Genomic DNA, 26688 nt, shown 5'->3' with positions numbered 1-26688 from the left:
CCGCGGATCGGGCGTACCTTGGGGCTTATGCCTGTTCCGAGTGATCCGGACCCTCGCCTCCAGTCGTACGCCGACCCGCAGCGGCTGGTCACCACCGGGTGGCTGGCCGAGCACCTGGGCGACGAGGGGCTGGTGGTGGTCGAGTCCGACGAGGACGTGCTGCTCTACGACACCGGGCACATCCCGGGTGCCGTGAAGGTCGACTGGCACACCGAGCTGAACGACCAGGTGACCCGGGACTACCTGGACGCGAAGAGCTTCGCCGAGCTGTGTGCCGCCAAGGGCGTCGGCCGCGACGACACCGTCGTCTTCTACGGCGACAACTTCAACTGGTGGGCCGCGTACGCGCTCTGGGTCTTCTCGCTCTTCGGGCACGCCGACGTGCGGCTGCTCGACGGCGGCCGGCAGAAGTGGCTTGCCGAGGGGCGCGAACTGACCCGGGAGAAGGCCGCCCGGCCCCGGGCGGAGTACCCGGTGCCGCAGCGCGACGACGCGCCGCTGCGGGCCTACCGGGAGCAGGTGATGGCGCACGTGGCCGCCGGCCGGCCGCTGGTCGACGTGCGCTCGCCCGGCGAGTACACCGGCGAGATGCTGCACATGCCGGACTATCCGCAGGAGGGCGCGCTGCGCGGCGGGCACATCCCGGGCGCGGTGAACAAGCCGTGGAAATCCGCCGCGAACGACGACGGCACGTTCCGGTCCGCCGACGAACTGCGCGCCATCTACGCCGACCAGCTCGGGCTGAGCCCGGCCGACGACGTGGTGGCGTACTGCCGGATCGGGGAACGGTCCAGCCACACCTGGTTCGTGTTGCGTCACCTGCTCGGCTACCCGCAGGTGCGCAACTACGACGGCTCGTGGACCGAGTGGGGCAACCTGGTCCGGGCCCCCGTCGTGCGGGGCGACCAGCCGGGCGGCCTCGCCGGCTGACCGGCGGTTCCCGTTCCGGCGTACGGCGGGCAGCCGGCCGTCGGTGATCACCGGTACGGTGAGCGCCGGCACCGGACCGGGGAGCAGCAGGCGTGGACCGCACCTTCCAGGTCGACCTCCGAGGCGTGGTCGACCTGCTCAGTCATCATCTCTACGGCAGCCCGCGGGTCTACGTCCGTGAGCTCATGCAGAACGCGGTGGACGCGATCACCGCGCGCCGGGCCACCGAGCCCGACGCCCCGGCGTTGGTCCGCATCGAGCCGCCCGAGCTGACCGGCGACGGCACGCTGCGGGTGCACGACACCGGCATCGGCCTCACCGAGGCGCAGGTGCACGAGCTGCTGGCCACCATCGGCCGCAGCTCGAAGCGGGACGAGCTGGGCTTCTCCCGCCACGAGTTCCTCGGCCAGTTCGGCATCGGGCTGCTCTCCTGCTTCCTGGTCGCCGACGAGATCCGGGTGGTCACCCGGCACGCCGACGAGCCGACGGTGCTGTGGACCGGGTACTCCGACGGCCGGTACGCCGTCGCGACCGCCCCCGCCGGGCAGCGGCGGGCCGAGCCGGGGACGACCGTGACCCTGGTGCCGCGTCGCGACGCCGGCCAGTGGCTCGCCACCGCGACGGTCGCCGACCTGGCCCGGCTCTACGGCTCGCTGCTGCCGGTCACCGTCCGGGTCGGCGACGCGGTCACCACCGCCGGGGACCCACCCTGGCCGACCGCGCCCGGCATGCCCGCCGACCGCCCGGCCCTGCTCCGGTACGCCCGCCAGCACCTCGGCGTCGACCCGTTCGACGTGGTGCCGCTGTCCGTGCCGGAGGCGGGGCTGACCGGCGTCGCGTTCATCCTGCCGACCCCGGTGAACCCGGCCGCCCGCGCCGGCCACCGGGTGTACCTGAAGCGGATGCTGCTCACCGAGCACGCCGACGGCCTGCTGCCCGACTGGGCGTTCTTCGCCCACTGCGTGGTGGACGCCAGCGAGCTGCGCCCCACCGCCAGCCGCGAGGCGCTCTACGAGGACACCCTGCTGACCGCGACCCGGGAGGCCCTGGGCGCGCAGGTGCGCGGCTGGCTGGTCCGGCTGGCCCGGCACGACCCGCGCCGGCTCGCCGAGTTCCTCCAGGTGCACCACCTGGGGGTCAAGGCGCTCGCCCTGCACGACGACGAGATGCTCCGCCTGGTCGACCAGTGGTGGCCGATGGACACCAACGTCGGCACGCTCACCCTGGCGGAGTTCCGCCAGCAGCACGGCCTGATCCGGTACGCCGCCGGCCTGGACGAGTTCCGCCAGCTCGCCGCCGTCGCCGCCGCGCAGGACCTGGCCGTGGTCAACGCCGGCTACACGTACGACACCGAGCTGATCGAGCGGCTGCCGACGGTGGACCGGTCGGCGCTCATCGAACGGCTGGAGCCCAGCGACCTGACCACCCGCTTCGACGCCCTCGAACCGCAGGTGGAGCTGGCCCTGCGGCCGTTCCTCGCCGGGGCGCAGCGGGCCCTGGAACGGCTCGGCTGCGAGGTGGTGATCCGGGCGTACGACCCGGTGTCGCTGCCGGCGCTCTACCTGGTCAGCCGGTCGGCGGCGTTCAACGACCAGCTCGCCGCGACCCGGGACCGGGCCGACGAGCTGTGGGGCGGGGTGCTCGACGCGCTCGCCGCCTCCGCCCCGCCGGACCGCCCGCAGCTCGTGCTCAACCACCGCAACCCGCTGGTCCGCCGGGTCACCACCCTCGACGACCCGGAGCTGGTCGGGCTCGCCATCGAGGCGCTGTACGGGCAGGCCCTGCTGCTCGGGCACCATCCCATCCGCCCGGCCGACGCCGCGCTGCTGAACAGTTCCTTCCTCGGCCTGCTCGGCCGGGCCGTACCGGGACGGGAGTGAGGCCGCGATGAGCGAGGACGACCTGTGGCGGATGCTGCACGGGACCACCGAAATGCCGTACGGGGCGGGGCGGACGGCCGCCCTGGAGCAGCTGCTACGCCGGGCCGACACCGGGGACGACCGGCACCTGGCGTTCGCCGTCCGGATGCAGGCCACCACCGGGTACGTCTACGGCGGTGAGGCGGGCAAGTCCTTCGTCACCTTCTCCTGGTGCCTGGCCGAGTTCGACCGGGACCCGCAGCCGTACCACCAGGGCTACGCCCACCAGCTCCTCTGGCACTTCAAGTACATGGTCAACGCCATGCTGAAGTTCCCCGAGCTGCCGCTGGACCGCACGTACGCGGTGCTCGACGACATGGAGCGCCGGTACCGGGACGCCGGGCACAGCCTCCAGGCCGTGCACAAGCACCGCTACCTGGTCGCCGACCACGTGGGCGACGCCGAGGCCGCCGAGCGGTGGTACCGGGAGTGGCTGACCGCCCCGCGCGACGAGCTGTCCGACTGCGCAGGCTGCGACCCCACCACCCAGGTCGCCCACCTCGCCCACGTCGGCCAGCACGACGAGGCGGTGGCGCTGGCCGAGCCGGTCCTCGCCGGCCGGCTGACCTGCACGGAGCAGCCGCAGGCGATCCTCACCGCGCTGCTCGTGCCGTACCTGCGCACGGGGCGGGGCGAGGCAGCCCGGGACGCGCACCGGGAGGCGTACCGGCGGCTGCGGGGCAACCTGTCGGACCTGTGGGACATCGGGGACCACGTCGAGTTCTGCACGCTGACCGGCAACGAGGCCCGGGCCGTGGAGATCGTCGAGCGGCACCTGGACTGGCTGGACCGGGCGCCCACCCCGGCCGCCGCGATGCACTTCGCGGCGGCGGCCGCCGCCGCGTTGCGCCGGGCCGCCGGGGCGGGCGACGTCACGCTGCACCGTCGGGCGGCCGGCGAACGGCCGGCGGCTGAGGTGTCCGCCGCCGCGCTGGCCGCCGAGCTGACCGACACGGCGACGGCGCTGGCCGCCCGGTTCGACGCCCGCAACGGCACCTCGCACCAGTCGGAGCGGATCGCCCGGCGGCTGGCCACCGGGCCCGCCGGTGAGCACCTGCCGCTCTCGGCCAGCCTGCGCCGCAGCCCGACCGATCCGGCCCGGTCCCCGCAGCCGGCGGCGCCCCCGGCCGAGGAGCCGGCCGTCCCGGCCGACGCCACCGCCGACGAGTTGCTCGACCTGGCCGACGAGTGCCTGCGCACCCACCGCCGGTCGGGGCTGATCGCCGCGCTGGCCGCATACGACGAGCGGTTCGGCGCCGCCGAGGCGTCGCCCCGGACAACGGCCCGCCGGCTGGAGCTGCGGGCGGGCGAGCTGACCGAGACCGACGGCCCGGAGGCGGCGCGGGACGCGAGCCGGGCGGCGCTGGCCGCGTACCGGGAGCTGGGCGACCAGGTCCGGGCGCAGGTGGTGGCCGGCCGGCTCGGGGTGCTGCTCTGCATGAGCGGGGAGGCCGAGGAGGGGCTGGAGCTGGTCCGGGAGGCCGCCGACTTCCTCGCCGCGCACGCCGACGCCCGGGAGCGGGCCGCCGCGCACGACCGGCTCGCGCTGGCGCTGGCGCACCTCGAACGCTGGGCCGAGGCGCTGGCCGCCGCGGACCGGGCCGCCGCCGAGGCGTACGACGATCCGTGGTTGGCCGCCCGGGCGGCGCTGCACCGCGCGCACGTGCTGGAGGAGCTGGACCGGCCCGAGGAGTTCCGGGCGGCGGCCGGGAAGGCCCGCCGGCTGGCCCGGGAGGTGGGCGTCGGCGAGCTGGTCACCGCCGCCGCGCTCGCGTACGCCCGGGCGGTGGACGACACCGCCGAGACGGTGGCGGCCTGCGACGAGGCGCTGCGCACCGCCCCACCGGACGCCCGGCTCCCGGTCCGGGTGTTCCGGGCCCGGGCGCTGCTGGCCGCGCAGCGGGCGGCCGAGGCGGTGGAGGACTTCGCCGAGGCGGTGACCCTCTGCGTGGAACAGGGCGCCGACGGGGACGCCTTCCTGCGCTGGGAGCTGGCGAACGCGTACCGGATCGCCGGGCGGCCCGCGGAGGCGGCCGAGGTGGCCGAGGAGGCGGTGCTCGGTCTGGACCGGCTCGGGGCCCAGGCCGAGGCGGACCGCTGCCGGCATCTGCTGGTCGGGATCTACGTCGACCTGGGCGAGCTGGAACCGGCGCTGGCCCTGCTGGCCCTGCTGGCCCGCAACCTCGACGGGCCGGACAACCTGCCGCACCGGGCGCAGGTTCTGGAGGAGGCCGGAGGCCTGCTCTACGACGCCGACCGGGACGCGTTGGCGGGGCAGCGGTTCGCCGAGGCGGCGACGGCGTACCGGCTGGCCGGGGCCCCGGTCGACGAGCTGCGCGCCCGCCGCCGCGAGGTGGACGCGCTCTTCTGGGCAGGCGACGGGCCGGCGGCGATCCGCGCGGTCGAGGTCTGCGACGGGCTCGCGACCACGCTGACCGGTCAGCCGGAGCAACCGCCGGTGGTGACGTACGAGGTGGCGCTGGCCGCCGAGGCGGCGGCCCGGGTGCTGGCCGGCGCCGGCCGAACGGACGAGGCGCTGGACCGGTTGGCCGGGATCCCGGCCCGGTTGCGGTCGATCGAGGCCTTCGGCGAGGCGGCCCGGGCGGAACTGCTCACCGGCGAGACGCTGGTGCACGCCGGCCGACCCGGCGAGGCCGAGCCGCTGCTGCGCGAGGTGCTGGGCGGGCTGCCTCCCGGCTCCCGGTCGGCGGCCCGGGCCGCCTGGCTGCTTGCGGGGGCGCTCGACGAGTTGGGCCGCCCGGACGAGGCGGCGGCGGTCCGCGCAAAGCACGGGCTGACCGACGACGAGGAGGACTGACCGGGGCCGGCGGATACGACCGACGGGTAACCGAGCCCCACCCCGTCCGGGGGCGGGTCTAGGCTTGCCGGGTGAGCGTGGAGCAGCGGGCACGGGGGACGGCGGGCGGCGTGGCGGGTACGGGTCGGCGACGGTCCCGGCGGGACGAGATCCTGGAGATCGCGGTCGGGCTCTTCGCGGCGCGGGGCTATCACGGCGTGTCGATGGACGATATCGGCGCCGCCGCCGGAGTCACCGGCCCCGCCCTCTACCACCACTTCGCCGGCAAGGAGGCGATGCTGGTCGCCGCGCTGGTTCCGGTCAGCGAGGGGCTGCTCGACGGCGGGCGGGAGCGGGCCGCCGGCCACCCGGACGACCCGGGCGGCACGCTGGAGTCGCTGATCGACTTCCACGTCGAGTTCGCGCTCGCCAATCCGGCCGTGATCGCGCTTCACCTGCACGAGTTGGACCGGCTGCCGGACGAGCCGCGTCGGCGCATCCGCCGGCTTCAGCGGCTGTACGTCGAGGAGTGGGTGACCGTGCTGACCGCACTGCACCCGGGGCAGCCCGCCGGCGAGGCGCGGGTGCTGGCGCACGCGGCGTTCGGCCTGATGAACTCGACACCGTTCCTCGGCGGTGAGGTGGACCGGCGGCGCCGTGCCGCCCTGCTGCGCGCCGCCACCCTGGCCGCCCTGCTGACCGAGACGGCTGCCTGAGCCGCACACCGGGGAGTTGCTTCGGCGATCGCGTCAGCCTGAACATCGGGCTGCCGGCGCTCGACCTTCGGCCGCCAGGGCGGCGGCTCGGCAGCCCGGCGTCACCCGCTGCGGTCCCAACGCAGAAATGCCCGCCCCGGAACCACGTTGCGGAGATCGGGTAGATCTTGGAAGATTTCGGCCCCTGGAGGGGCCGGTTGCTTCCAAGATCTACCAGTTCCGGGGTCGGCGGCCTCCCGGGGAACCGCCGCCGGTCCGGTCAGACGTGCAAGATCCGCTCGATCGTGCCCGTTGTACGGACCAGGGACCATGCCAGGGGTTCGCTGGGGTTCGCCCGCTCAGGGAGCAGACCTGATGGCCCGGAGCGGGGGCGGGCCACACCCGCGCCCACCCCAGGCGCCGCGCCGACCCGCGCCCACCGCACGGGCCGAGCCGAGGCAGGCCGACTTCGACACCGGCCCTGGCGCCAACGGCGGCGAGGCACTGCGGCGGGACGTCGGGCGCGTCGTTGAGCGTCCTCCCTGAAACTCCCCGGCTACGGCTCGACTCGTGGGGGACGGGTCACTCGTGGTTTCCTTGCCTCCGTCCCACCGTTTGGACACTGGAGGAGAACATGATCGAGTCGCTGCTGGTCGCCAACCGGGGCGAGATCGCCCGCCGGGTCATCCGTACCGCGAAGCGGCTCGGGATCCGCGCGATCGCGGTGCACTCGGAGGCCGACGCCGACCTGCCGTTCGTCACCGAGGCCGACGAGGCGGTCTGTGTCGGCCCGGCCAACCCGGCCCAGAGCTACCGCAACGTCGAGGCGATCCTCGCCGCCGCCAAGTCGACCGGCGCGCAGGCGATCCACCCCGGCTACGGCTTCCTGTCGGAGAACGCCGACTTCGCCCGTACCGTCGAGGCCGGCGGGCTGGTCTGGGTCGGGCCCGGCGCGGACGCGATCACCGCGATGGGCGACAAGATCAACGCTCGGAACCTGATGGCTGCGGCCGGGGTCCCGGTCGCGCCGGGCACCACCGACCCGGCGGCCGACGTGGACGCGGCGGTCGCCGCCGCCACCGAGATCGGCTACCCGGTGATGGTCAAGGCGGCGGCCGGCGGCGGCGGCATGGGCATGGGCGTGGCCACCGACGAGGCCGGGCTGCGCACCGAGTACGACAAGGTGCGCTCGTTCGCCGAGCGGATGTTCGGCGACGGCTCGGTGCTGATCGAGCGGTACTTCCCCCGGGTACGCCACGTCGAGGTGCAGATTCTCGGCCTGGCCGACGGCCGGGTGGTGGCGCTCGGCGAGCGGGAGTGCTCGGTTCAGCGGCGCAACCAGAAGCTGGTCGAGGAGTCCCCGTCCCCGGCGGTCTCGCCGGAGTTGCGCGAGCGCATCCTCGCCGCCGCGGTGCGCGCGGGCGAGGCGGTCGGCTACCGCAACGCGGGCACCGTCGAGTGTCTGTTGGTCCCGCGCCGGCGGGACGTCGAGGGCGCTGGTCCCGGCTCGGAGGAGTTCTTCTTCCTGGAGATGAACACCCGACTTCAGGTGGAGCACCCGGTCACCGAGTACGTCTACGGCGTCGACCTGGTCGAGGAGCAGCTCCGGGTGGCCTCCGGCCTCGCCCCGACGTTCGACCCGGACACGATCGTCCCGCGCGGACACGCCATCGAGCTGCGGATCAACGCCGAGGACCCGAAGCGGTTCCTGCCCGGCCCGGGCGTGATCAGGACCTGGAACGAGCCGACGGGCGAGGGGGTACGGGTCGACTCCGGTTACGTCGCCGGCAACACGGTGACCCCGTTCTACGACAGTCTGATGGCCAAGCTCGTCGTCAGCGGCAGCGACCGGTCGGAGGCCGTCGAGCGGGCCCGGGCGGCCGTGGCGGCCTTCGAGATCGCCGGACCGAAGTGCAACCTCCCCTTCCACGCCGAACTTCTGGAGAACGAGGAATTCCTCTCCGGCGACTACGACACCGGCATTGTCGGCCGGATGCGCTGACCGTTCCGGCCCGCCGGTCCGTTGCCATCGAGCCCGCCCACCCGATGAACGGGACGGGCATGAACGGCACGAACGCGATGGAGCCGGCGGGACGGGGGACGCGTTGCCAGTAGTCAGGTATCGGGCGGCGGCGGTGCCCGCCCGGGTGGCCGGGAAGCGGTCGGGCCGGCCGGAGCCCTGCGCCCGCGAGCGACCACGGTGCGCCGGGCGGGATCCGGACGAGGACGTTGACGACGTCCCGTCCGGACAGCTCAAGGGCGGATCTCTCCGCGGCGCTCGGCGACCCAGAAGTCGCGCCCCTTCTGGGTGACGAGCACGACGAACGCGAGCGCTGCTCCCACGGCGTACACCACCGCTCCCGGCCCCTTGTTCCATTCGACGGCCGGGAGGCTCGCGAGCAGCCATGCTCCTGCGGCCGAGAGCAGCAGGAGCCAGCCGAGGACGAGCCCGATGCGCTCCGCGGCGCGGCTCGCCGAGCGCTCGCCGGCGACGCAGAGGAAAATGAGCGTCGCGCCTGTGACCACGAGGAGACCGAGGAACACCACGGCGAAGAACCCGTCGGCCTTGCCTGCGGTGAATCCGATCGTCAGCAGGCTCTCGTCGTACAGCTTCTCCTTCTCCTCGAAGGCAGCGTACGGAAGCAGCAGCCCGGTGATGATCAGGCCGGCAGCAGTTAGTGACACGAGGTGCAGCAGGGTCGTCTCGAGCCGGCTGATCCGCTGGCGCATCTGCAACGCCTCGCGCCTCAAGTCCTCTTCTGCTGTTTTGTCCACGGCGGCGAGATTAGCAGCCATGCATGGATCCGGCGATCCCGTTGGCGTAGCGAGGTGAGCACGCCCGAGCGCTGCCCGATCACCCCCGATGGACACCGCCGGGGGCGTGCGGGAGCGGGTCGACCTGGTACGCGGCGGGGAATGGGTCGGTGGGGCGGGGCGCGGCCCATACCTGATCGAGCAGGGGCGACCGGTGCCGACCGGCCGGGGCGTCGTTGGTCGTGGCCGGGGTGGCGGGGGGCTTCCCGGCCGCGGGCGGGGCGGTGAACCGGCCGGGGTTCCAGCCCCCACGGGGCGCCCCGAGGGGCGGCACGGATGCCCGTTGCCGCAGCACGTCCTCCGGCCGGGCCTCGCCACCGAGCGGGCGGTGCCGGGAGCCGTCCCGGACCGGCTGCCGTGCCGGCGTGCTGAGGGCGTGTCGTAGCAGCTCGTTCTCGGCCTTGCTGGCGGCCAGCTCGGCCTTGCTGGCGGCCAGCTCGGCCTTGCTGGCGGCCAGCCGCTGCCGCAGCGAGGCGTTCTCGCGGAGCAGTTGGGCGATCGTGGTGCGGGTGCGCTCGTCGGGCCGGTCGGCGTCCGCCTCCGGGTCGAGGGCGTCGGGGTGCGCCGGGTCGGCCGTCCGGTGGCCCGACGGCGGGCGCTCACCCCGGGCCGCCTCGTAGAGCCGTTCGAAGTGGCCGAGCGTGTCCTCCCGCTCGGCCTCCGCGACGATGCACTCGACGACCAGGACGACGGTCTGCCACGGGGGCCCCTTCGTCTCGGCCGTGAAGTGCCGCGAGAGTCGCTTGCGCCAGGCGTCCCGGTCGCGGGCGGGCTTGTTCCGGCAGATCCGCTCGGCCAGCCTGCTCCAGGTGTCGACCGCCCCGATCCCCGGGCAGCCCTCGACGAGGTCGCGCACCGCCAGCCCGTACGCGGACACCGCCGTGGATCCGTACCGGGACTCGTACTCATCAGCCAGTCGCTCACGCGAGACGAGCCAGTGCCGCCGATGCCATCCCCGGGGCGAGGGTGACGTGCTGGTGTCGGAGGTCATGGCCGGACCTTTCGCAGAGCTGCCTGATTCGGGAACCGTATTTGTACCCCTTCCGGTCGAACGACGGATACCTCGATCTGTGCCCACGGTCATTTTCTGGCCGGGTGGTTGTCCGGGTAGGACGGTCTGATTTCAGTCGGGAAGGCCCGCTCGGACCTCCTGCGACACAACCCTTGCGGCGGGCCCGCGGCCGAGCCTCCACTTTGGCCGCCCGGCCGGGTTGCCGCCCGGCCAGAACGCCGCGCGGTCACCCGTGACCGGTCGTTGTTCCCGTCGTGCGACCGGTTGCCGTCGAACCGCCTGGCGGCGTTTATCGGACGCGCATTCTTGCCGATGGAAATCCCATCGTGCATCTTGCGTAACCGGGATGGAGAAATGGGAAGAGGAAGAGCGAACAATGGCGTGCCTCCACGCCTCGACCGTCGTCGCCTGGCCCGGTGCCTGCGGTCGGTGTCCCTGTTCACGGAGGGGGCGATGGCGATGGCGCTGGCTCTGGGCGGGGAGGAGGCCGTCGCCTGCACCGGGGTCCTCTTGGCCACGCTGCGCAGCGCCGCGGAACTCCTGGAAGGGCCCGCGCGGCGCTGACCCGGTCGCAGGCGCGGGGTGAGGGCGCGAGCCGGTGGGGGCTCCCTCGCCGGCTCGCCGCGCCTCGGGTCCGGCCTGGCGTCCGATGCCGGCCTTCTGGTTCCCTGGGGGAACCACCGGTCGGCCGGCGTCGGCTGCCGGCCGCCTTCACGAGAGGCGGCGCGGCGCGACGGCACCCCGGCGACCCGATGTCACAGTGAGGTGACCATGAGCCAGATGCCAGCGGCGGTGTCGATCCGCGAGGTCGGGCCGCGCGACGGGCTCCAGAACGAGGAGCCGGTCCCGACCGAGGCCAAGGTGCGGCTGGTCGACGCGCTCTCCCACACCGGGGTACGCCGGATCGAGGCGGTGTCGTTCGTGCACCCGAAGGCCATTCCGCAGATGGCCGACGCCGACGAGGTGTGGCAGCGGGTCGCGAAGGCCCCCGGGGTGCGCTACTCGGCACTGGTGCCGAACACCCGGGGCGCGCAGCGCGCCCTCGCGGCCGGGTTCACCGAGATCGAGGTGGTGGTCTCGGCCAGCGACACGCACAACCGGCGCAACGTCAACCGGTCCACCGACGAGTCGCTCGACGACATCGCGGAGCTGATCGACCTGCTGCACGGCGCCGGGGCGACCGCCGAGGTGATCGTGGCGACCAGCTTCGGCTGCCCCTACGAGGGCGACGTCGACCCCCGACGGGTCGCCGGCATCGTCGACCGGGTGGTCCGCGACGGCGCCGACCGGGTCGCGTTCGGCGACACCACGGGCATGGGCACGCCGCGTCGGGTCCGCGAGCTGCTGACCGCGGTACGCGACCGCAACGCGCACGTTCCCGTGCTCCTGCACTTCCACAACACCCGGGGTACCGCGCTGGCGAACCTGCTGACCGCCTTGGAACTCGGGATCACCGAGTTCGACGCCAGCGTCGGGGGCCTCGGCGGCTGCCCGTACGCCCCGGGGGCCAGCGGCAACCTGGCCACGGAGGAGGCGGTGCACATGCTGCACGACATGGGCATCGACACGGGAATCGACCTGGACGCTCTGATCGGGGCGGCGGAGCTCGCCGAGCGCCTGCTCGGCAAGAAGCTCCCCTCCGGCGTTCTCCGCGCCGGCCCCCGCACCCGCCTCGCCGCCCTGCCAGCCTGAGGCCCGCCCCGGGTCCTTCCGCCCTCCCGCCCCCGGGCTGTCCGGGGACCCGTCCCGCGACGGAGGCGCTTGGCGACGCGGGGCTGCGGCTGCGATCGGGCGGTGCCGTGGCGGGGCGGCGAGTCGCAGGTGGTTGGGGAATGCGTTAGCCTAACGATCGTTCAGGGGGTATGCCGCGCGGTCGTTGGCCGTGCGGCCGGGTCAGGCGGCGAGGGAGTCGGCGTGACGCTCGACGGTGAGGCACTGGAGCAGCTGCGCAAGCGCGCCCAGGCCGGCGGTGCGGACAAGTACCATGCGGCGAACGCCGCGAAGGGCAAGCTCTTCGCCCGCGAGCGGGTGGCGCTCCTGGTCGACGAGGGCTCCTTCGTCGAGGACGGCCTCTACGCCAACGCGCTGGCCGAGGGCCTGCCCGCCGACGGCGTGGTCACCGGCACCGCCACCATCGACGGCCGGCAGGTCTGCCTGATGGCCAACGACTCCACGGTCAAGGCCGGAAGCTGGGGCGCGCGTACCGTCGAGAAGATCATCCGGATCATCGAGCGGGCGTACTCGACCGGGGTGCCGATGGTCTACCTGGTCGACTCGGCCGGCGCCCGGATCACCGACCAGGTCGACCTGTTCCCCGGCCGGCGCGGCGCCGGAAAGATCTTCTGGAACCAGGTCCGCGCGTCCGGCTCGATTCCGCAGGTGTGCGCCCTGTTCGGGCCGAGCGCGGCCGGCGGGGCGTACATCCCGGCGTTCTGCGACGTGGTGGCCATGGTGGACGGCAACGCCAGCATGTACCTCGGCTCCGACCGGATGGTCGAGATGGTCACCGGGGAGAAGACCACGCTGGAGGCGATGGGCGGGGCCAAGGTGCACTGCGCCGAGTCGGGTGTCGGGCACTTCCTGTGCAAGACCGAGGCGGACGCGCTCGACGTGGTCCGCCGCTACCTGTCGTACCTGCCGGCGAACTGGACACAGCAGCCGCCGGCCGTCGAGGCGCTGCCCGCCCCGGAGAAGGCCGACCTGGCCGCGCTCGTCCCGGCCAGCGAGCGGCAGGCGTTCGACATGCGCCGGTACGTCCGGGGCCTGCTCGACGACGGTTCCTTCTTCGAGATCCAGGCACTCTGGGCCAGGGAGCTGACCATCGGCTTCGGCCGGCTCAACGGCGAGGTCGTCGGCGTGGTCGCCAACAACTCGATGTTCAAGGGCGGGGTGCTCTTCGTCGATTCGGCCGACAAGGCGACCCGGTTCGTGCAGCTCTGCGACGCGTTCAACGTGCCGCTGCTGTTCCTGTCCGACGTGCCCGGGTTCATGGTCGGCAGCGCGGTGGAGAAGCAGGGCATCATCCGGCACGGGGCGAAGATGATCACCGCGATCTCCGAGGCGACCGTACCCAAGATCTGCGTGGTGGTGCGCAAGGCGTACGGCGCGGGCCTGTACGCGATGGCCGGCCCCGGCTTCGAGCCGGACGCCACGATCGCCCTGCCCACCGCGAAGATCGCGGTGATGGGCGCGGAGGCCGCGGTCAACGCCGTCTACGCCAACAAGATCGCCGCCATCGCCGACGAGGCCGAGCGGGCCGCCTTCGTCGCCGCCAAGCGCGAGGAGTACGAGCGGGACATCGACATCGTCCGGCTCGCCAGCGAGCTGGTGGTCGACGCGATCGTCGAGCCGCACGAGCTGCGCGCCGAACTGGTCCGCCGGTTCACCGCAGCCCGCACCAAGGACCGGCACTTCTCCCGCCGCCGGCACGGCGTCACCCCGGTCTGACCGCCCCCCACCCCAGGGGCACCGGCACCGCCACCGAGACCAAGGATCGTCCCTCCCGTCAGCGTCACGAGCGCCCGGCGGAGGAACCCGTACAGGAGGAACCGATGGACTTCCGGCTCACCGACGAGCAAGAGGCGCTGCGGGAGAGCGTGCGGGACTTCGCCCGCGAGGCAGTCGCTCCGGTCATCGCCGAGCACTACGAGAAGCACACCTTCCCGTACGAGGTGGTCCGGCAGATGGGCAAGATGGGCCTGTTCGGCCTGCCCTTCCCGGAGGAGCACGGTGGGATGGGCGGCGACTACTTCGCGCTCTGCCTCGCCCTGGAGGAGCTGGCCCGGGTCGATTCCAGCGTGGCGATCACCCTGGAGGCGGCGGTCTCCCTCGGCGTGATGCCGATCTTCCGTTTCGGCACCGCCGAGCAGAAGGCGCGGTGGCTGCCGAAGCTGGTCAGCGGCGAGGCCCTCGCGGGCTTCGGCCTCACCGAGCCCGGCACCGGCTCCGACGCCGGTGGCACACAGACCCGGGCGGTGCTGGACGGCGACGAGTGGGTGATCAACGGCTCGAAGGCGTTCATCACCAACTCGGGCACCGACATCACCGCCCTGGTGACGGTCACCGCCGTCACCGGCATCCGGCCGGACGGCGCAAAGGAGCTGTCCACGATCATCGTCCCGTCCGGCACCCCTGGCTTCACGGTCGCCCCGGGCTACTCCAAGGTCGGCTGGAACGCCTCGGACACCCACGAGCTGACCTTCGACGACTGCCGGGTCCCGGCGGCCAACCTGCTCGGCGAGCGCGGCCGGGGGTTCGCCCAGTTCCTGCGCATCCTCGACGAGGGCCGGATCGCGATCGCAGCCCTCGCCGTCGGCCTCGCCCAGGGCTGCGTCGACGAGTCGCTGAAGTACGCGAAGGAGCGCCAGGCGTTCGGCCAGCCGATCGGCAACTACCAGGCCATTCAGTTCAAGATCGCCGATATGGAGCTGAAGGCGCACACCGCCCGCCTGGCGTACTACGACGCCGCCGCCCGGATGCTGGCCGGCGAGCCGTTCAAGCGGCAGGCGGCGATCGCCAAGCTGCACGCCAGCACGATCGCCGTGGACAACGCCCGTGAGGCCACCCAGATCCATGGCGGCTACGGCTTCATGAACGAGTACCCGGTGGCCCGGTTCTGGCGGGACGCCAAGATCCTGGAGATCGGCGAGGGCACCAGCGAGGTCCAGCGCATGATCATCGCCCGCGACCTCGGACTGTGAGCGGAAGGGCCCCTCGCTGACGCCTGTCGGCACGGCCCTTCGCTGACGCCCGCGGCACGGGCGGGAACACCGCGACCGCTGCGGCGCGGCTGTCGGATATCCGCGTGCCGGGGCGTCGGCAGGGCGACGGTTGCCTGCCAGCCGTCACACCGGATCCGTACCCTTCCTGCCCATGGTGCCCGATCATGATCGTCCGCCGGGCGCGGACGGTCGTACCGGCCTGTCGGACCTGTTGCGCGCGTACCGGCGCGGGGCCGGCCTCACCCAGGCCGAGCTCGCGTACCGGGCGGGCATCGGCGTGCGTACGGTCCGCGACCTGGAGCGCGGTCGGTCCGCACGACCGCAGCGGACCACCGTCGAGCTGCTCACCGGCGCGCTCGACCTGTCCGGCCCGGCGCTCGCGGAGTTCATCGCCGCAGCCCGGTCCGCCCCCGCCCCGCCCGACGGCCCCGCCGCCGGGCCGTCCCGGCGCCCGTCCCCGACCGTCGGCGCCGGGCCGTCGTCGGCCGCCCAGTCCGTCGGTACGCCGATCGCGCTTCCGCCCCCGGTCGAACTGATCGGCCGGGAACGGGACGTGGCCGAGCTGGTCGATCTGCTGACCGCCGGCCACGGGCCGCCGGTGGTCAGCCTCGTCGGACTGGCCGGGGTGGGGAAGACGGCGCTGGCCCTGGCGGTGGCCCACGCCGTCGCCGGCCGCGCGCCGGGGGGCGCGGCCGGGGTGCTCGTCGGGGAGGGCTCGGACGCCGCCGACGTGCTCTCGGCGGTGGCGGCCGTGTTCGGCGGCGCCCGCCCCCCGGACCTCGCCGTCCGGGTCGCGGGCCGCCCGGCGCTGCTGCTGATCGACGCGGTGGAACGCGCGCCGGACGCGGTGGCCGAGGCGCTGCACCGGCTCGCCCGGGCGGTGCCCACGATGCGGATCCTGGTGACCGGCCGGCATCCCGTCGGCCTGCCCGGCGAACGGGTCTGGCCGGTGCCGCCGCTGGACGTGCCCCCGCCCGAGCTTGACCCGGCGGAGCCCGATGTCCTCGCCGGCTACCCGGCGGTGGCGCTGTTCACCGCGCGCCTGGCCCGGGTGCGGCGGGAGCCGCCGGACCCGGCCGAGCTGCCGGCCCTCGCCGCGCTCGCCCGCCGGCTGGGCGGGCTGCCGCTGGCCATCGAGCTGATGGCCGCCCGGGGGCGCATCCTCGACCTCAACGAGCTGCTCGACCGGTACGGCCACCGCGTCCTCGACCTCACCACCTCGCCGGTGTCGGCCCCCGGGCCGGGGTGGGCGGCGTCCGAGCCCGGCGGGGCGGTGGGCGGGGCACCGGTCACCCTGCGGGACGCGGTGGCGGCCAGTTACCGCCTGCTCGCGCCGGACGAGCGGGCGGCGCTGCGTCGGCTCTCCGCGTTCAGCAACCGGTGGTCGGTGGAGCTGGCCGAGGAGATGCTCGCCGACGACGCCGACCCGGAGGGCACCGTGTCGGTCGACCCGGTGCCGCTGCTGGACAGGCTGCTCCAGCTCGGCCTGCTCAGCGTGCGCGGTGCCGGGCCGTTCCGGTTCCGGCTGCTCGACGCGGTGCGGGAGTTCGCCGCCGAGCAGGCCATCGGCGTCGGCGAGCTGAGCGTCGTCCGGCGGCGGCACGCCGACGTCTACGCACGACTGGTGGCCCGCATCGTCGCCGAGCTGGCCGGTTCCCAGCTCACCTCGGCGGTGCGCCGGCTCGACGAGGCGGCCGGCGACATCACCGCCGCGCTGGCACACGCGGCGGTCGACGACCCGGTCACCGCGCTGCGGCTGGCCGCCGGGCTGGCCCGCTGGTGGCGGTTCCGGGGGCGCAACGTCCTCGGGCGGCAGTGGCTGCGCCGGCTGCTGGCCGACCCGCGTACCGCGGACGCCGACCCGATGCTGCGCGCCTGGGCGGCGCTCGGAGTGGCCCGGCTGGCTGCCGAGCACGGGGCCGCGGAGCAGGAACTGCCGGCGGCGCGGGGTGCCTGGGCGGTGTTCCACCGGGTCGGCGACGTGGCCGGCGAACTTGAGGCGCGTACGGTGCTCGGCGCGCTGCTGGTCGCCACCGACGCGCACGACGAGGCGCGGGAGCAGGCGCTCGCGGTCCTGGCCCTGGCCACCCGGCACAACCGGGCACGCGACATGGCTGTGGCGCAGAACAACCTGGCCTGGCACGAGACCCGGCTGGGCAACCTGGCCGGGGCCCGCCGCCGGCTGGCCGCGGTGGACCGGCTGGCCGCCCAGTGTGGCGAGCGGCGACTGCGGGTGCTGGCCCGGGCGAACCTGGCGGAGGTGTCCCGGTTGGAGGGCCGGTACGCCGATGCCGTGGCGCAGGGCCGACGGGTGCTCGCCGGGGTGGCGGAGCTCGGCGATCCGGGGCACCGCCGGCGGGCCCTCGGCACCGTCGGACTGGCGCTGGCCCAGGACGGGCGCCCGGACGAGGCGACCGAGGTGCTGTCCGGCCTCCGCTCGTGCGCGGCCGGCGACGCGGCGCTCGGTGCGGGTCCGGCCGGTGGCCGGTCGGTGCTCGGGTGGGACGCCCGTGGCCGGGTCGGGGAGGCCCGGTTCGAGGGCGCGGCCTGCGCGCTGATCGAGGCGAACATCGCCCTGCACCGGGGGGACCGGGACCTGGCGGCGGAGTGGTTCGCCGCCGCGGTCGAGGCGGGTGCCGACGGGCGGTACCGCCGGGACGTGGTGGAGGCCCTGGTCGGGCTGGCGGCGAGTACCAGCGACACGGATGTGTTCGACCGGCTGGACCGGCTCTGCCGGGAGAGCGGCATCAGTCTGCTGCCCCGGGAGGCCGCCCTGCTCGCGCCCCTGCGATCGGCCTCCGGCCATGATCTCGGACGCTGCGGCGCGGCGGAAAGGTGACGCGAAAAGGGTGACGCGGGGGTGGCGCGAGCGAAGAAGCCCCCTGGTGTTACCCCTCGCTCATCGCTCGCGCCAGCACCCCCCGGTGCGCCCCCGCTCAGAACACAGTAGCCACCGCAAGTGGGGTGCTTCGCCCGTTCCGCCCGGATAGCTGCGGTGGCTCAACGGATTCTGCCGGTCTTTCTGCCGGTCGGATCAGCCGCCGAGCGGGGCGGCCGGCTCCCCCGGGTTCGGGTGGGTGCTGCCCGCCGTCGCCCCGGGGTGCACGGCGTCGCGTACCCGCCGGAGACCGTCGAGGAGGACGTGCAGCGTGTCGGGTTCCAACTGGCCGGTGAACCACTGCTCGATGATGCGCAGGTGCCCCGGGAGGGTCTGGTCCAGCCGTTCCAGGCCGGCTGCGGTGACCACGGCGTACGAACTGCGCCGGTCGGACGGGCAGGCCCGGCGGCGGATGAGCCCGTCGCGTTCCATCCGGTCCACCACCCGGGTCACCCCGCTGGTGGAGAGCGAGGTCTGCGCGGCCAGGTCCGTCATCCGGAGCTGGTTGCCGGGCGAGCGGGCGAGGCGGGTCAGCACCTCGAACTCGACCGGAGACAGCCCGTACTCCTCGAACTGGGCGGCGAACCGGGCCGACAGCCCGGCGTGCGCCTCGACGAGCAGGCCGACGGCGGTGATCCGGGGGTCGTCGAAAACGTTCTGGTCCACCCGTCCATCGTAGCAGTGCTTGACACGGGGAATATTGCTCTGGATATAGTTGCTCAGTCAGCCGTTGGGCTACTAAGCAATCTTTCCTGGAGGACAGCACCATGACCAGCAGCACCGGATCTGTCACCCGCGAGTGGGACGGCCTCACGATCCCGGCCGCCGGCACCTATCTGCTGGACGCGGCGCACAAGCGGGTCGGCTTCGTCGCCAGGCACATGATGGTCAGCAAGGTCCGTGGTGAGTTTGCCGACGCGACCGCCACGATCACGATCGCCGAGGACCCGGCGCTGTCCTCGGTCGCCACGACCATCCAGGCCGCGAGCATCAGCACCGCCCAGGCCGACCGTGACGCCCACCTGCGCAGTCCCGAGTTCCTGGACACCGAGACCTTCCCGACCCTGGAGTACCGCAGCACCGGCGTGAAGTCCCGGGACGGCAACGAGTTCGTGCTCTCCGGCGAGCTGACCATCAAGGGTGTCACCCGGCCGGTGGAGCTGGAGGTCGAGTTCGAGGGCGTCGGGCGCAGCCCGTTCGGCCAGGACATCTTCGGCTTCTCCGCGAGCACCGAGATCGACCGCGAGGACTTCGGCCTGACCTGGAACGTCGCCCTGGAGACCGGTGGCGTGCTGGTCGGCAAGAAGATCAAGATCGAGATCGAGGGCGAGGCCGTCCGCCAGGCCTGACCCCCGTAACTCGCGGGGACTGCTTCACCCCTGCGTCCCCGTACCGGAGGACTCCGCGGGCCCGCGTCGCACCAGTCGGCGCGGGCCCGCGGCCTGCCGGCCCACGAGCCTCTGGCGACGCTGAGCCGGTGCCCCGAGCCGGTGATGGTGCGGATTGTCACGTGCCGCCGCACGCCGTGAGCGGTGGCGGGAGCGCCCACCTGGGTAGAGATCCGTCGGCAGCGTCCTTCGTCCCGGTCGCGGTCGTCCGTCGCGGTGATCGCCCGGCGTCGGCCTCTGGCCCGGCGCGTTGGGCGCATTTACCGTAGATGATTCACAATGCGCTGCGGGGCGGTACCGTTCCGTAGCGCCTCGCGCCGGGAGGGCACATGGGCAGGGACGTCGAGCAGGGCGCCTTCTCCCGAGAGGACAGGGTCCGCTACCGGCAGAAGGTTCGGCGGTGTCTGGACGTCTTCGCGCTGATGTTGGACGACTTCGGGTTCGACGCCGACCGGCCGATGACCGGGCTGGAGATCGAACTCAACCTGATGGACCCGGCGGCCGAGCCGGCCATGCGCAACGAGCAGATCCTCGCGGACATCGCCGACCCGCTCTTCCAGACCGAGCTGGGGCAGTTCAACCTGGAGTTGAACGCCAAACCCCGGCTGATCGAGGGCAGCGGCTTCGCCGACTACGAGCAGGACCTCCACGGCAGCCTGACCCGGGCCGACGAGCGGGCGGCGAGGTCCGAGGCCCGGATCGTGTTGGTCGGCATCCTGCCCACCCTCACCGAGCGCCACCTGGTCGCCGACAACCTCTCCACCGCCGTCCGGTACCGGGTGCTCAACGACCAGATCGTGGGTGCCCGCGGCGAGGACATCGAACTGGACATCCGCGGCGTCGAGCGGTTGCAGACGTACACGGACTCCATCGCGCCGGAGGCCGCCTGCACCAGCCTTCAGTTCCATCTCCAGGTCGCCCCGGACAGCTTCGCCGACTACTGGAACGCCTCCCAGGCCATCGCGGGCGTCCAGGTCGCGGTCGGGGCGAACTCGCCCTTCCTGTACGGCCGGCAGCTCTGGGCGGAGACCCGGATCGCCCTGTTCCAGCAGGCCACCGACACCCGCCCCGACGAGCTGAAGGCCCAGGGCGTACGCCCCCGGGTCTGGTTCGGGGAGCGCTGGATCACCTCGATCTTCGACCTGTTCGAGGAAAACGTCCGCTACTTCCCGCCGCTGCTGCCGATCTGCGGTGACGAGGACCCCGTCGAGGTGCTGCACGCCGGCGGCGTCCCCGAACTGGCGGAGCTGCGGCTGCACAACGGCACGGTCTACCGCTGGAACCGGCCGGTCTACGACATCATGAACGGCCGTCCGCACCTGCGGGTGGAGAACCGGGTGCTGCCGGCCGGTCCCACGGTGGTCGACATGCTGGCGAACGCAGCGTTCTACTTCGGGCTGGCCCGAGGCCTGGCCGAGGCGGACCGGCCGATCTGGAGCCAGTTGACGTTCAGCTCGGCGGAGGAGAACTTCCACACCGCCGCCCGGCGTGGCATGGACGCTGTCCTGCACTGGCCCCGCCTCGGGGACGTGCCGGTGACCAAACTGGTGCTCGACACCCTGCTGCCGACGGCGGCCGTCGGGCTGGACCGCTTCGGCGTCGCGCCGGCCGAGCGGGACCGCCTGCTCGGCATCATCGAGCAGCGGTGCCGCACCGGCCGCAACGGTGCCGTGTGGCAGACCGAGGCGGTCTGGGCCGCCGAGCGGCACCGGGGGATGGACCGCGGCGCGGCCCTGCACGACATGGCGCAGCGCTACGTGGCGCTCCAGCGCAGCAACGAGCCGGTGCACACCTGGCCGGTCGACTGACCAGGCGTCACCGGGCGCGCCGGCCGCCGCGGGGCTTCGGCGCAGTCGGTGGCCGGGGCTCGGTGGCCGCCTCCACGGCGGCCAGCGTTTCCGTGCCGGTGTCGGGCGTGAGTGGGCCGGGCCGGCCTGCGGTGGGCGTTTCCGGCTCGGCGCCGGCCAGGCCGGCCCGCTGCCGGGGCACCAGCGCCGCGGCCTCGGACCCGGGCAGGGCCGCCGACGGCACCGGTACGCCGGCGCGGCGGGCCACCGCCCGTTGGGCCAGGGTGGCGGTCAGCATCGACCCGGCGAGACCGGCCAGCACCGCGTACGGCGCGACGAGGTGGGCCGACACCTGCTCCCGCCCGATCGTGGCGAGGCCGGGCACGGCCAGCAGGTAGGCCAGCGCGACGAGCAGCGGACCCGCCGCGCCCGAGGCCGCCGCCCCGAGCCGGTGCTCCGGCGACCGGGCGGTACGCCGCGCGGCCAGCGCGCCGATCAGCAGTGCCGAGCCGAGCGCCAGGAGCGCGCCGGGCCAGTAGAACCAGTCCCGGATCCAGAAGCCTGGCCGGTCCGCGCTGAGCTGCCAGATGCCGAGCTGGGCGGTGGTCAGCCCGCGCCCCGAGAACACCCCGTCCGCCACGGCGACCATTGCGAGCAGCCAGAGCCAGCCGACGGTGGCGATCACTCCGGCCGCCGCAGCCGGCGAGCGTAGCGCCCACCTGGCCACCAGCATCCCGATCAGCACCCCGACCCCGGCGTACGCGGCTGCCACGGCCTGTGGTGCGGAGACGTCCGGGACGCTCGCCACCCGGGCCGGTACGGCCACCAGCAGCAAGGTGACCAGCGCGCCGACGCCCCCGGCGAGCGCCAGGACCGTCGATCCGAGCCCGCCGACCTCGCCCCACCCGGAACCGCCGGGGACCGGGACGGAAACGGCCGCATCGGAGGAGTCGTCCGGGCCCACCCCGGGCCCACCGACCGGCTCGGGCCCGGTGGGGGCGTCGACCGGGTCCGGCCCGGTGGGGGCGTCGACCGGGTCGACCCGGGCGGGAGTGTCGACCTGGTCCGGCCCGTCGGGGGAGCCGCCACCCGCCGGGACGTCGGGCGCGTCGGGCGCTTCCGGTCGTTGCTCGGCGGCGGGGGGAGCGTCCGGGACGGGGGTCGCCGGTGTCGAGCCGCGCTGCCGCAGCCGCTGGGCGCAGACCGCGCCGGCGATCGTCGAGGTGCTCGCGATCCAGGTCGACCAGGCGAGGCCGGCCACCCAGGCCGTCCCGCCACCGACGTCCGCCGCCGCCCAGTTGATGATGCCCAGCCCGTAGCCGAAGCCCAGTTGGGCCGCGCCCGCGCCGGCAGCGACGCCGACCGCCGTGGCGATCGATCCTCCCCAGCCCCGTCTGGCCATGTCGGGGAGCGTAACGTCCCGAGGTCGGCCCGGCGAGTCGTGGCGCAGAGCGGGGCCCGGCGCTTGGCGCGGCCCGATACGGTCGCCGGTGATGAGATGGTGGGCGCGATGACGGACGGGAACAACGCTCGGGAGATGCACTCCGACGAGCCGGGCGGATCCGGGTCGGGCCGGAGGGCCAGGGTGCTCGGCGGGGGCCTCGCCGTCGTGCTCCTCGCGGCCGGTGGCGCGGCCGGCGGTTGGCTGCTGGCCGGCGAGGATGCCCCACCGTCCAGCCCGAACGCGGACGCCGGCGCGACGGTCCCGGTCACCCCCTCCGAGACCCCGTCCCCGACGGTCCGGACGACTGCGCCGCCCGCGCCCAGGACCAGCGCGCCCACCCCGTCCGGCGGGCTGACCGTCCCGCCGGTGGTGGGCACGGACTTCACGGACGCCCGGGACGAACTGCGGGACCACCGGCTCGGCTGGCGGCTGGTCTTCGGCACCGGGTCGGGGCGGGACGTGCGTAGCGCCAACCCCCCGGTCGGCTCGCCCGTGCGCCGGGGCACCACCGTCACGCTGTACGTCGCGGGGCCGGCGCCCGAGGTCAGCGTCCCGGACCTGCTCGACGACGACTGCTCCGACGCGGCCGACGACCTGGTCGAGGAGGGCCTCTACCCGCGCTACCGCACCGGCCGGGCCGGCGTCGTCACCGCACAGGACCCGGTGCCGGACAGCACGGCGTACTGGAACGACTCGGTGACCCTGACCTGCGGCAAGGAGCCGGCGGAGCCGAGCGGGGAGCCGACACCGACCCCGTGACCTCCGGCCCGGCGCACCGACTGGCCTCGCACCCCTGCGGCTCGCCGCGCTGAAACCGGCCGATGCGCGCGGCAGCGGTTAGCGTGAACGGCGAGGGCCAGGCCGCCCGCCCGGTGGGGAGAGGACGTGCGATGAGCGACGACCGCCAGGACCCGCCACCCGACGACGACGATCGCACCCGGCCGCTGCCGGGTTCCTCGCGCGGGCTGCCCGCCGAGGAACCGGCCGACGCGACCCGCCCGCTGCCCCGGTCCGGGGACACCGGTCGGCAGCCGCCGGCCACCCCCGCGGTCTGGTCCGGGCGGGCCGGGGTCCCGCCGCCGCGCCCGGCGGACTACCGCGACCCGGCCGGCGAGGACTGGTACGCCGAGGACCAGCCCGGCCGGCGCTGGTGGACGCCGATCCTGCTCGGTGTTCTGGCGCTGCTGCTTGTCGGCCTGCTCGGGGCCGGCCTCTGGTTGCTCGCGTCGGCCGACGACTCTTCCGGTCCCGGGGAAACTCCATCGGCGCGGCCGACCACCGCCCCGGCGACCACCGCCCCGGCGACGACCGGCGCTCCGACGACCGAGGCGACGACCGCCGGGCCGTCCAGCACCCCGCCGTCGACCACCCGACCCGCGGTGCCGATGCCGCCGCTGGTCGGGCTGTCCCGGGCGAGGGCCGAGCAGGTCCTGGACGAGCTCGGCATCGAGCACCGGGTCGAGGCTCGGGAGTCCGACCAGCCGGCCGGCACGGTGCTTGAGACCGATCCCGGCCCCGGCGAGCTGGTGCCCGCCGGGGAGGAGGTCACGCTGGTGGTCGCGGCGGCCCCGGCACCCACCGCCAGCGCGGTCGAGCCGTCGGCGACCACGGCTGCCAGTCCGACGCCCTGACGCTGCCGGGCCGGCCCTCGGCGGCGCCGGAGCCCTCGCCGTGTCGGTCGTGCGCTCACCACCTCCGGCGTCTGGTCCCGACAAGTCCCAGTCCGGCCAGCGAGATGGCCAGGCCGAGGACCCCGGACCAGAACAGTGAGCGGCTCACGCCGTCCCGGCGTTCCGCTGCCCCGCCCGGTGCCCGGTGGGCCTCGACCACCGCGTCCGTTCCGTCGCCGGCGCCCGCTCCGGCGGGGCCCGGTACGCCGACCACCCCCGCCGGAGCGCCCCGCGCCCCTGTCGGGGGGTCCCGGTCGGCCCAGCCCGGCCCGGGATCGGGCCCCTCGTCCACCACGGTGATCTCGGGGGCCGGGACCGGAGCGCTCAGCTCGGTGGCGGACAGGGCCGGATATCGGACCACCACCACGAGGGTGGTGACGGCGCCGAGCAGCGCCAGCAGGCCGAAGGCGTAGAGGGTGCGGGAGCGGTGGTGTCGCCGCGCGGCGGGCAGAATGACCATGACCATCCCAGGTTCAGGGTCCGGGACGCGCGGGGTGGAAACGTTCGCCGGGGTGGGCGTACCGATTCTATGCCGGCGGCACGCCTCCCGACCTGCGATTCCGGTGGGTCAGCCCACCCGGACCGCCGTACGGACTACCGGGCGGCGCTGGCGGACGGTGTGCTGCTGGGGCTGCGGCGCGGTCCGGAGCTGACGCAGCCCGGCCGCCTGTACGAAGATCGACCGCTGGCTGACCGCGTCCCCCGCCGCGTTCAACTCGTAGCCGTTGAGCCACACCCAACCTTCGTACGTGGGCCAGTCGTGTACCCGGATCACGCGGAACATGATCGGTCTGAGGAACTGGACACTCGCCGCGCGAGTCACGTGCACTACGTCACCTGAGCGGGGAAGCACAGAGGACTCCTGGAAAAGATCGGCCGGCGTACGCCGGCGGTGATTTCGGGGGATGCCGTGGGACCGGTCACGTGGTCGTGCCTCGTGAACCGGTCAGGCGGGCGGTGGTGGTCGGGTTGTGCCCGCTGGTGGCGTGCCGTCACCCGACCATCACCCGACTGCACCCGGTCGTCGCGCCCGCCGTCGCAGCCAGCGGCATGCGGCAACGGGGCCTGGAACCGGGGCAGGTCCGTGTGGTGCGTGGGCCGGGTCCCTCGACCGGGCGCTCCGTCGCGGCGGAGCGCCCGCCTCTCCGGTGGCCGACCGGAACGGTGAGTGACCTTGGCCCTACGGACAGACTGCATCAGCGGCGTGTTTCATGCAAGTTGCATGTCGACTTTTGCCGATACGTGAGCGGCGCGCGGAAATAGACGCTTGATGCCGCTGTCCCCGGGGCGGCACACTGGACGCCGGTTTCGCCCGCCGCGGCCGGGCGACGACCGCACCACGCCTCTGCCGCGAAACGCTCGCCGCCCGACGGTCGCGCCCCCGGCGGGCGTCGATTCCGGGCGCGATCGACCGGAGGTAACCGGGTGAGCGCGAGCAGCGATCGGTCCGGCCACGTGGCCCGCTGGGGGACGCCGTGAGTGAGCGACACAGCCCCACCATCCGCCGTCGCAGGCTCGGCGCCGAGCTGCGCCGCCACCGCGACGCGGCACGCATCACGATCGAGGTGGTCGCCGAGCGGCTGGAGTGCTCCGCGTCGAAGATCTCCCGGATCGAGACCGGCCACACCACCGCCACCCCGCGCGATGTCCGGGACATGCTGCTGATCTACGGGGTGTCCGGCACCGAGAGCGACGAGCTGGTGCAGATCGCCCGGGAGGCCCGGCAGAAGGGCTGGTGGCACCCGTACAGCACGGTGCTGGTCGGGTCGTTCGTCGGCCTGGAGTCGGCCGCGAGCTCCATCCGGACGTACGAGCAGCAGGTGGTGCCGGGCCTGCTGGAGACCGAGGAGTACGCCTCGGCGATGATCCGCGCCGCCCGTCCGGACTTCACCGCCGATCAGGTCCAGCAGAGAGTGCGTGTCCGAATCGACCGCCAGTCGTTGTTGACCCAGGACGATTCGGTCGATCTCTGGGTGGTGCTCGATGAGGCGGTGCTGAGCCGGCCGGTGGGCGGCGACGCGGTGATGCGTGGTCAGCTCAGGCGGCTGGTGGAGGTGGCGGAGCTGCCGAACGTGACGCTCCAGATCCTGCCGTTCTCGGTAGGGGCGCACGCCGGCATGGACGGCACCTTCACCATCCTCAGCTTCCCCGAAGCGGGTGATCCCGATGTCGTGTACGCGGAGAACGCCACGGGTGGGCTCTTCCTCGAGAAGAGCGACGAACTGCAGAAGTACAACTTCATCTTCGATCACATTCGAGCAGCAGCCACACGGCCGGAGGAATCCATCGCACAGATCGCAAAACTGGCAGAGGAGCCGTTGTGGAAGTGGCGACCAAGTGGTCCCGTGGGGACCTGACGCGGGTGACGTGGTTCAAGAGCTCGAAAAGTGGGCCGAACTGTGACAACTGCGTCGAGGTGGCGTACGTGACCGGGGCGGTCGGGGTGCGGGACTCGAAGGACAAGAGCGGGCCCAACCTGATCTTCGCTCCGGGTGACTGGCACGCCTTCGTCGCCGGCACCAGGGAAGGCACCTTCGCCCGGGACTGATGGACCGGACCCAGACACGACGGGCGCGGCCCGTCCGGCAGCGTTGCCGGACGTTCCGCGCCCGTCGCGCGTCCCGGGGTGGGAC

The 26688-nt window shown here is 73.8% G+C and carries 22 protein-coding genes; 16 read left to right on the top strand and 6 right to left on the bottom strand.

Going from position 1 to position 26688, the window contains the following annotated elements; genetic code table 11:
* The first annotated feature begins 27 nt into the window (after positions 1 to 27).
* The 5 genes from OG559_RS11580 (at position 28) to OG559_RS11560 (ending at position 8343) form a co-directional block, all read left to right on the top strand.
* Positions 28 to 930, top strand: coding sequence for a sulfurtransferase (locus tag OG559_RS11580; protein WP_405115046.1), 903 nt, complete (start codon positions 28 to 30; stop codon positions 928 to 930).
* A gap of 92 nt (positions 931 to 1022) precedes the next feature.
* Positions 1023 to 2810, top strand: coding sequence for an HSP90 family protein (locus OG559_RS11575; RefSeq protein WP_405115044.1), 1788 nt, complete (start codon positions 1023 to 1025; stop codon positions 2808 to 2810).
* A gap of 7 nt (positions 2811 to 2817) precedes the next feature.
* Positions 2818 to 5667 (top strand): hypothetical protein, encoded by a 2850-nt coding sequence (locus tag OG559_RS11570; protein ID WP_405115042.1) that lies wholly within the window; start codon positions 2818 to 2820, stop codon positions 5665 to 5667.
* A 71-nt stretch (positions 5668 to 5738) separates the two neighbouring features.
* Entirely contained in the window at positions 5739 to 6362 is a 624-nt protein-coding gene (locus OG559_RS11565) for a TetR/AcrR family transcriptional regulator (protein WP_405115039.1), read from the top strand.
* Positions 6363 to 6975: 613 nt separating this feature from the next.
* Entirely contained in the window at positions 6976 to 8343 is a 1368-nt protein-coding gene (locus OG559_RS11560) for an acetyl/propionyl/methylcrotonyl-CoA carboxylase subunit alpha (RefSeq protein ID WP_405115037.1), read from the top strand.
* Between the two features lie 251 nt (positions 8344 to 8594).
* On the opposite strand, the gene OG559_RS11555 is transcribed toward OG559_RS11560, so the two are convergent.
* Both OG559_RS11555 and OG559_RS11550 read right to left on the bottom strand, forming a co-directional pair.
* On the bottom strand, positions 8595 to 9137 hold the full coding sequence (locus tag OG559_RS11555) for a hypothetical protein (RefSeq protein WP_405115035.1): 543 nt from the start codon (positions 9135 to 9137) through the stop codon (positions 8595 to 8597).
* Positions 9138 to 9195: 58 nt separating this feature from the next.
* Positions 9196 to 10146 (bottom strand): hypothetical protein, encoded by a 951-nt coding sequence (locus OG559_RS11550; RefSeq protein WP_405115033.1) that lies wholly within the window; start codon positions 10144 to 10146, stop codon positions 9196 to 9198.
* 450 nt (positions 10147 to 10596) lie between these two features.
* On the opposite strand from OG559_RS11550, the gene OG559_RS11545 reads away from it, so the two are divergent.
* The 5 genes from OG559_RS11545 to OG559_RS11525 all read left to right on the top strand — a co-directional run bounded on the left by OG559_RS11545 (position 10597) and on the right by OG559_RS11525 (position 17727).
* Positions 10597 to 10731, top strand: a complete 135-nt coding sequence (locus tag OG559_RS11545) for a hypothetical protein (protein WP_405115031.1) — start codon at positions 10597 to 10599, stop codon at positions 10729 to 10731.
* 216 nt (positions 10732 to 10947) lie between these two features.
* Complete coding sequence (locus OG559_RS11540; protein WP_405116586.1) at positions 10948 to 11859, top strand: hydroxymethylglutaryl-CoA lyase; 912 nt, start codon at positions 10948 to 10950, stop codon at positions 11857 to 11859.
* 222 nt (positions 11860 to 12081) lie between these two features.
* Positions 12082 to 13614 carry an acyl-CoA carboxylase subunit beta gene (locus OG559_RS11535; protein WP_405115029.1) on the top strand — a complete coding sequence of 511 codons (1533 nt, stop codon included), beginning with the start codon at positions 12082 to 12084 and terminating at the stop codon, positions 13612 to 13614.
* A gap of 104 nt (positions 13615 to 13718) precedes the next feature.
* Entirely contained in the window at positions 13719 to 14867 is a 1149-nt protein-coding gene (locus OG559_RS11530) for an acyl-CoA dehydrogenase family protein (protein WP_405115027.1), read from the top strand.
* Positions 14868 to 15039: 172 nt separating this feature from the next.
* Positions 15040 to 17727, top strand: a complete 2688-nt coding sequence (locus OG559_RS11525) for an ATP-binding protein (RefSeq protein ID WP_405115025.1) — start codon at positions 15040 to 15042, stop codon at positions 17725 to 17727.
* 195 nt (positions 17728 to 17922) lie between these two features.
* Here OG559_RS11525 and OG559_RS11520 read toward each other — a convergent pair whose 3' ends face one another.
* Positions 17923 to 18432 (bottom strand): MarR family winged helix-turn-helix transcriptional regulator, encoded by a 510-nt coding sequence (locus OG559_RS11520; protein WP_405115022.1) that lies wholly within the window; start codon positions 18430 to 18432, stop codon positions 17923 to 17925.
* 101 nt (positions 18433 to 18533) lie between these two features.
* On the opposite strand from OG559_RS11520, the gene OG559_RS11515 reads away from it, so the two are divergent.
* Both OG559_RS11515 and OG559_RS11510 read left to right on the top strand, forming a co-directional pair.
* A complete protein-coding gene (locus tag OG559_RS11515) occupies positions 18534 to 19115 on the top strand; it encodes a YceI family protein (RefSeq protein ID WP_405115020.1) in 582 nt (193 codons plus the stop codon).
* A 368-nt stretch (positions 19116 to 19483) separates the two neighbouring features.
* Positions 19484 to 20962 (top strand): glutamate--cysteine ligase, encoded by a 1479-nt coding sequence (locus OG559_RS11510; protein WP_405115018.1) that lies wholly within the window; start codon positions 19484 to 19486, stop codon positions 20960 to 20962.
* A 7-nt stretch (positions 20963 to 20969) separates the two neighbouring features.
* Here the strand turns inward: OG559_RS11510 and OG559_RS11505 are convergent, their stop codons facing one another.
* Positions 20970 to 22343, bottom strand: coding sequence for a hypothetical protein (locus OG559_RS11505; RefSeq protein ID WP_405115016.1), 1374 nt, complete (start codon positions 22341 to 22343; stop codon positions 20970 to 20972).
* Between the two features lie 108 nt (positions 22344 to 22451).
* Here OG559_RS11505 and OG559_RS11500 point away from each other — a divergent pair, with 108 nt between their 5' ends.
* Positions 22452 to 23144: a PASTA domain-containing protein gene (locus OG559_RS11500; RefSeq protein WP_405115014.1), complete on the top strand. Its 693-nt coding sequence runs from the start codon at positions 22452 to 22454 to the stop codon at positions 23142 to 23144.
* Positions 23145 to 23275: 131 nt separating this feature from the next.
* Positions 23276 to 24016: a PASTA domain-containing protein gene (locus OG559_RS11495; RefSeq protein WP_405115013.1), complete on the top strand. Its 741-nt coding sequence runs from the start codon at positions 23276 to 23278 to the stop codon at positions 24014 to 24016.
* Positions 24017 to 24071: 55 nt separating this feature from the next.
* Here the strand turns inward: OG559_RS11495 and OG559_RS11490 are convergent, their stop codons facing one another.
* Positions 24072 to 24521 carry a hypothetical protein gene (locus tag OG559_RS11490; protein ID WP_405115012.1) on the bottom strand — a complete coding sequence of 150 codons (450 nt, stop codon included), beginning with the start codon at positions 24519 to 24521 and terminating at the stop codon, positions 24072 to 24074.
* A 102-nt stretch (positions 24522 to 24623) separates the two neighbouring features.
* Positions 24624 to 24908: a hypothetical protein gene (locus OG559_RS11485; RefSeq protein ID WP_396671786.1), complete on the bottom strand. Its 285-nt coding sequence runs from the start codon at positions 24906 to 24908 to the stop codon at positions 24624 to 24626.
* Positions 24909 to 25530: 622 nt separating this feature from the next.
* On the opposite strand from OG559_RS11485, the gene OG559_RS11480 reads away from it, so the two are divergent.
* Positions 25531 to 26412: a helix-turn-helix domain-containing protein gene (locus OG559_RS11480; RefSeq protein ID WP_396671785.1), complete on the top strand. Its 882-nt coding sequence runs from the start codon at positions 25531 to 25533 to the stop codon at positions 26410 to 26412.
* Complete coding sequence (locus OG559_RS11475; protein ID WP_387025515.1) at positions 26382 to 26603, top strand: DUF397 domain-containing protein; 222 nt, start codon at positions 26382 to 26384, stop codon at positions 26601 to 26603. The genes OG559_RS11480 and OG559_RS11475 overlap by 31 nt, the downstream gene beginning before the upstream one ends.
* Positions 26604 to 26688: the final 85 nt, after the last annotated feature.

This window comes from Micromonospora sp. NBC_01405, from assembly GCF_045040155.1.
In the GTDB taxonomy this organism is placed as follows: Bacteria; Actinomycetota; Actinomycetes; order Mycobacteriales; family Micromonosporaceae; genus Micromonospora.
This window is presented reverse-complemented; position numbering and strand designations above follow the sequence as displayed.

Coding starts and splice junctions, on each gene's coding strand:
- OG559_RS11515 (WP_405115020.1), top strand. CDS start 18,534: ATGACCAGCAGCACCGGATCTGTCACCCGCGAGTGGGACGGCCTCACG.
- OG559_RS11525 (WP_405115025.1), top strand. CDS start 15,040: ATGGTGCCCGATCATGATCGTCCGCCGGGCGCGGACGGTCGTACCGGC.
- OG559_RS11500 (WP_405115014.1), top strand. CDS start 22,452: ATGACGGACGGGAACAACGCTCGGGAGATGCACTCCGACGAGCCGGGC.
- OG559_RS11530 (WP_405115027.1), top strand. CDS start 13,719: ATGGACTTCCGGCTCACCGACGAGCAAGAGGCGCTGCGGGAGAGCGTG.
- OG559_RS11540 (WP_405116586.1), top strand. CDS start 10,948: ATGCCAGCGGCGGTGTCGATCCGCGAGGTCGGGCCGCGCGACGGGCTC.
- OG559_RS11505 (WP_405115016.1), bottom strand. CDS start 22,343: ATGGCCAGACGGGGCTGGGGAGGATCGATCGCCACGGCGGTCGGCGTC.
- OG559_RS11490 (WP_405115012.1), bottom strand. CDS start 24,521: ATGGTCATGGTCATTCTGCCCGCCGCGCGGCGACACCACCGCTCCCGC.
- OG559_RS11580 (WP_405115046.1), top strand. CDS start 28: ATGCCTGTTCCGAGTGATCCGGACCCTCGCCTCCAGTCGTACGCCGAC.
- OG559_RS11570 (WP_405115042.1), top strand. CDS start 2,818: ATGAGCGAGGACGACCTGTGGCGGATGCTGCACGGGACCACCGAAATG.
- OG559_RS11510 (WP_405115018.1), top strand. CDS start 19,484: ATGGGCAGGGACGTCGAGCAGGGCGCCTTCTCCCGAGAGGACAGGGTC.
- OG559_RS11555 (WP_405115035.1), bottom strand. CDS start 9,137: ATGGCTGCTAATCTCGCCGCCGTGGACAAAACAGCAGAAGAGGACTTG.
- OG559_RS11560 (WP_405115037.1), top strand. CDS start 6,976: ATGATCGAGTCGCTGCTGGTCGCCAACCGGGGCGAGATCGCCCGCCGG.
- OG559_RS11550 (WP_405115033.1), bottom strand. CDS start 10,146: ATGACCTCCGACACCAGCACGTCACCCTCGCCCCGGGGATGGCATCGG.
- OG559_RS11495 (WP_405115013.1), top strand. CDS start 23,276: ATGAGCGACGACCGCCAGGACCCGCCACCCGACGACGACGATCGCACC.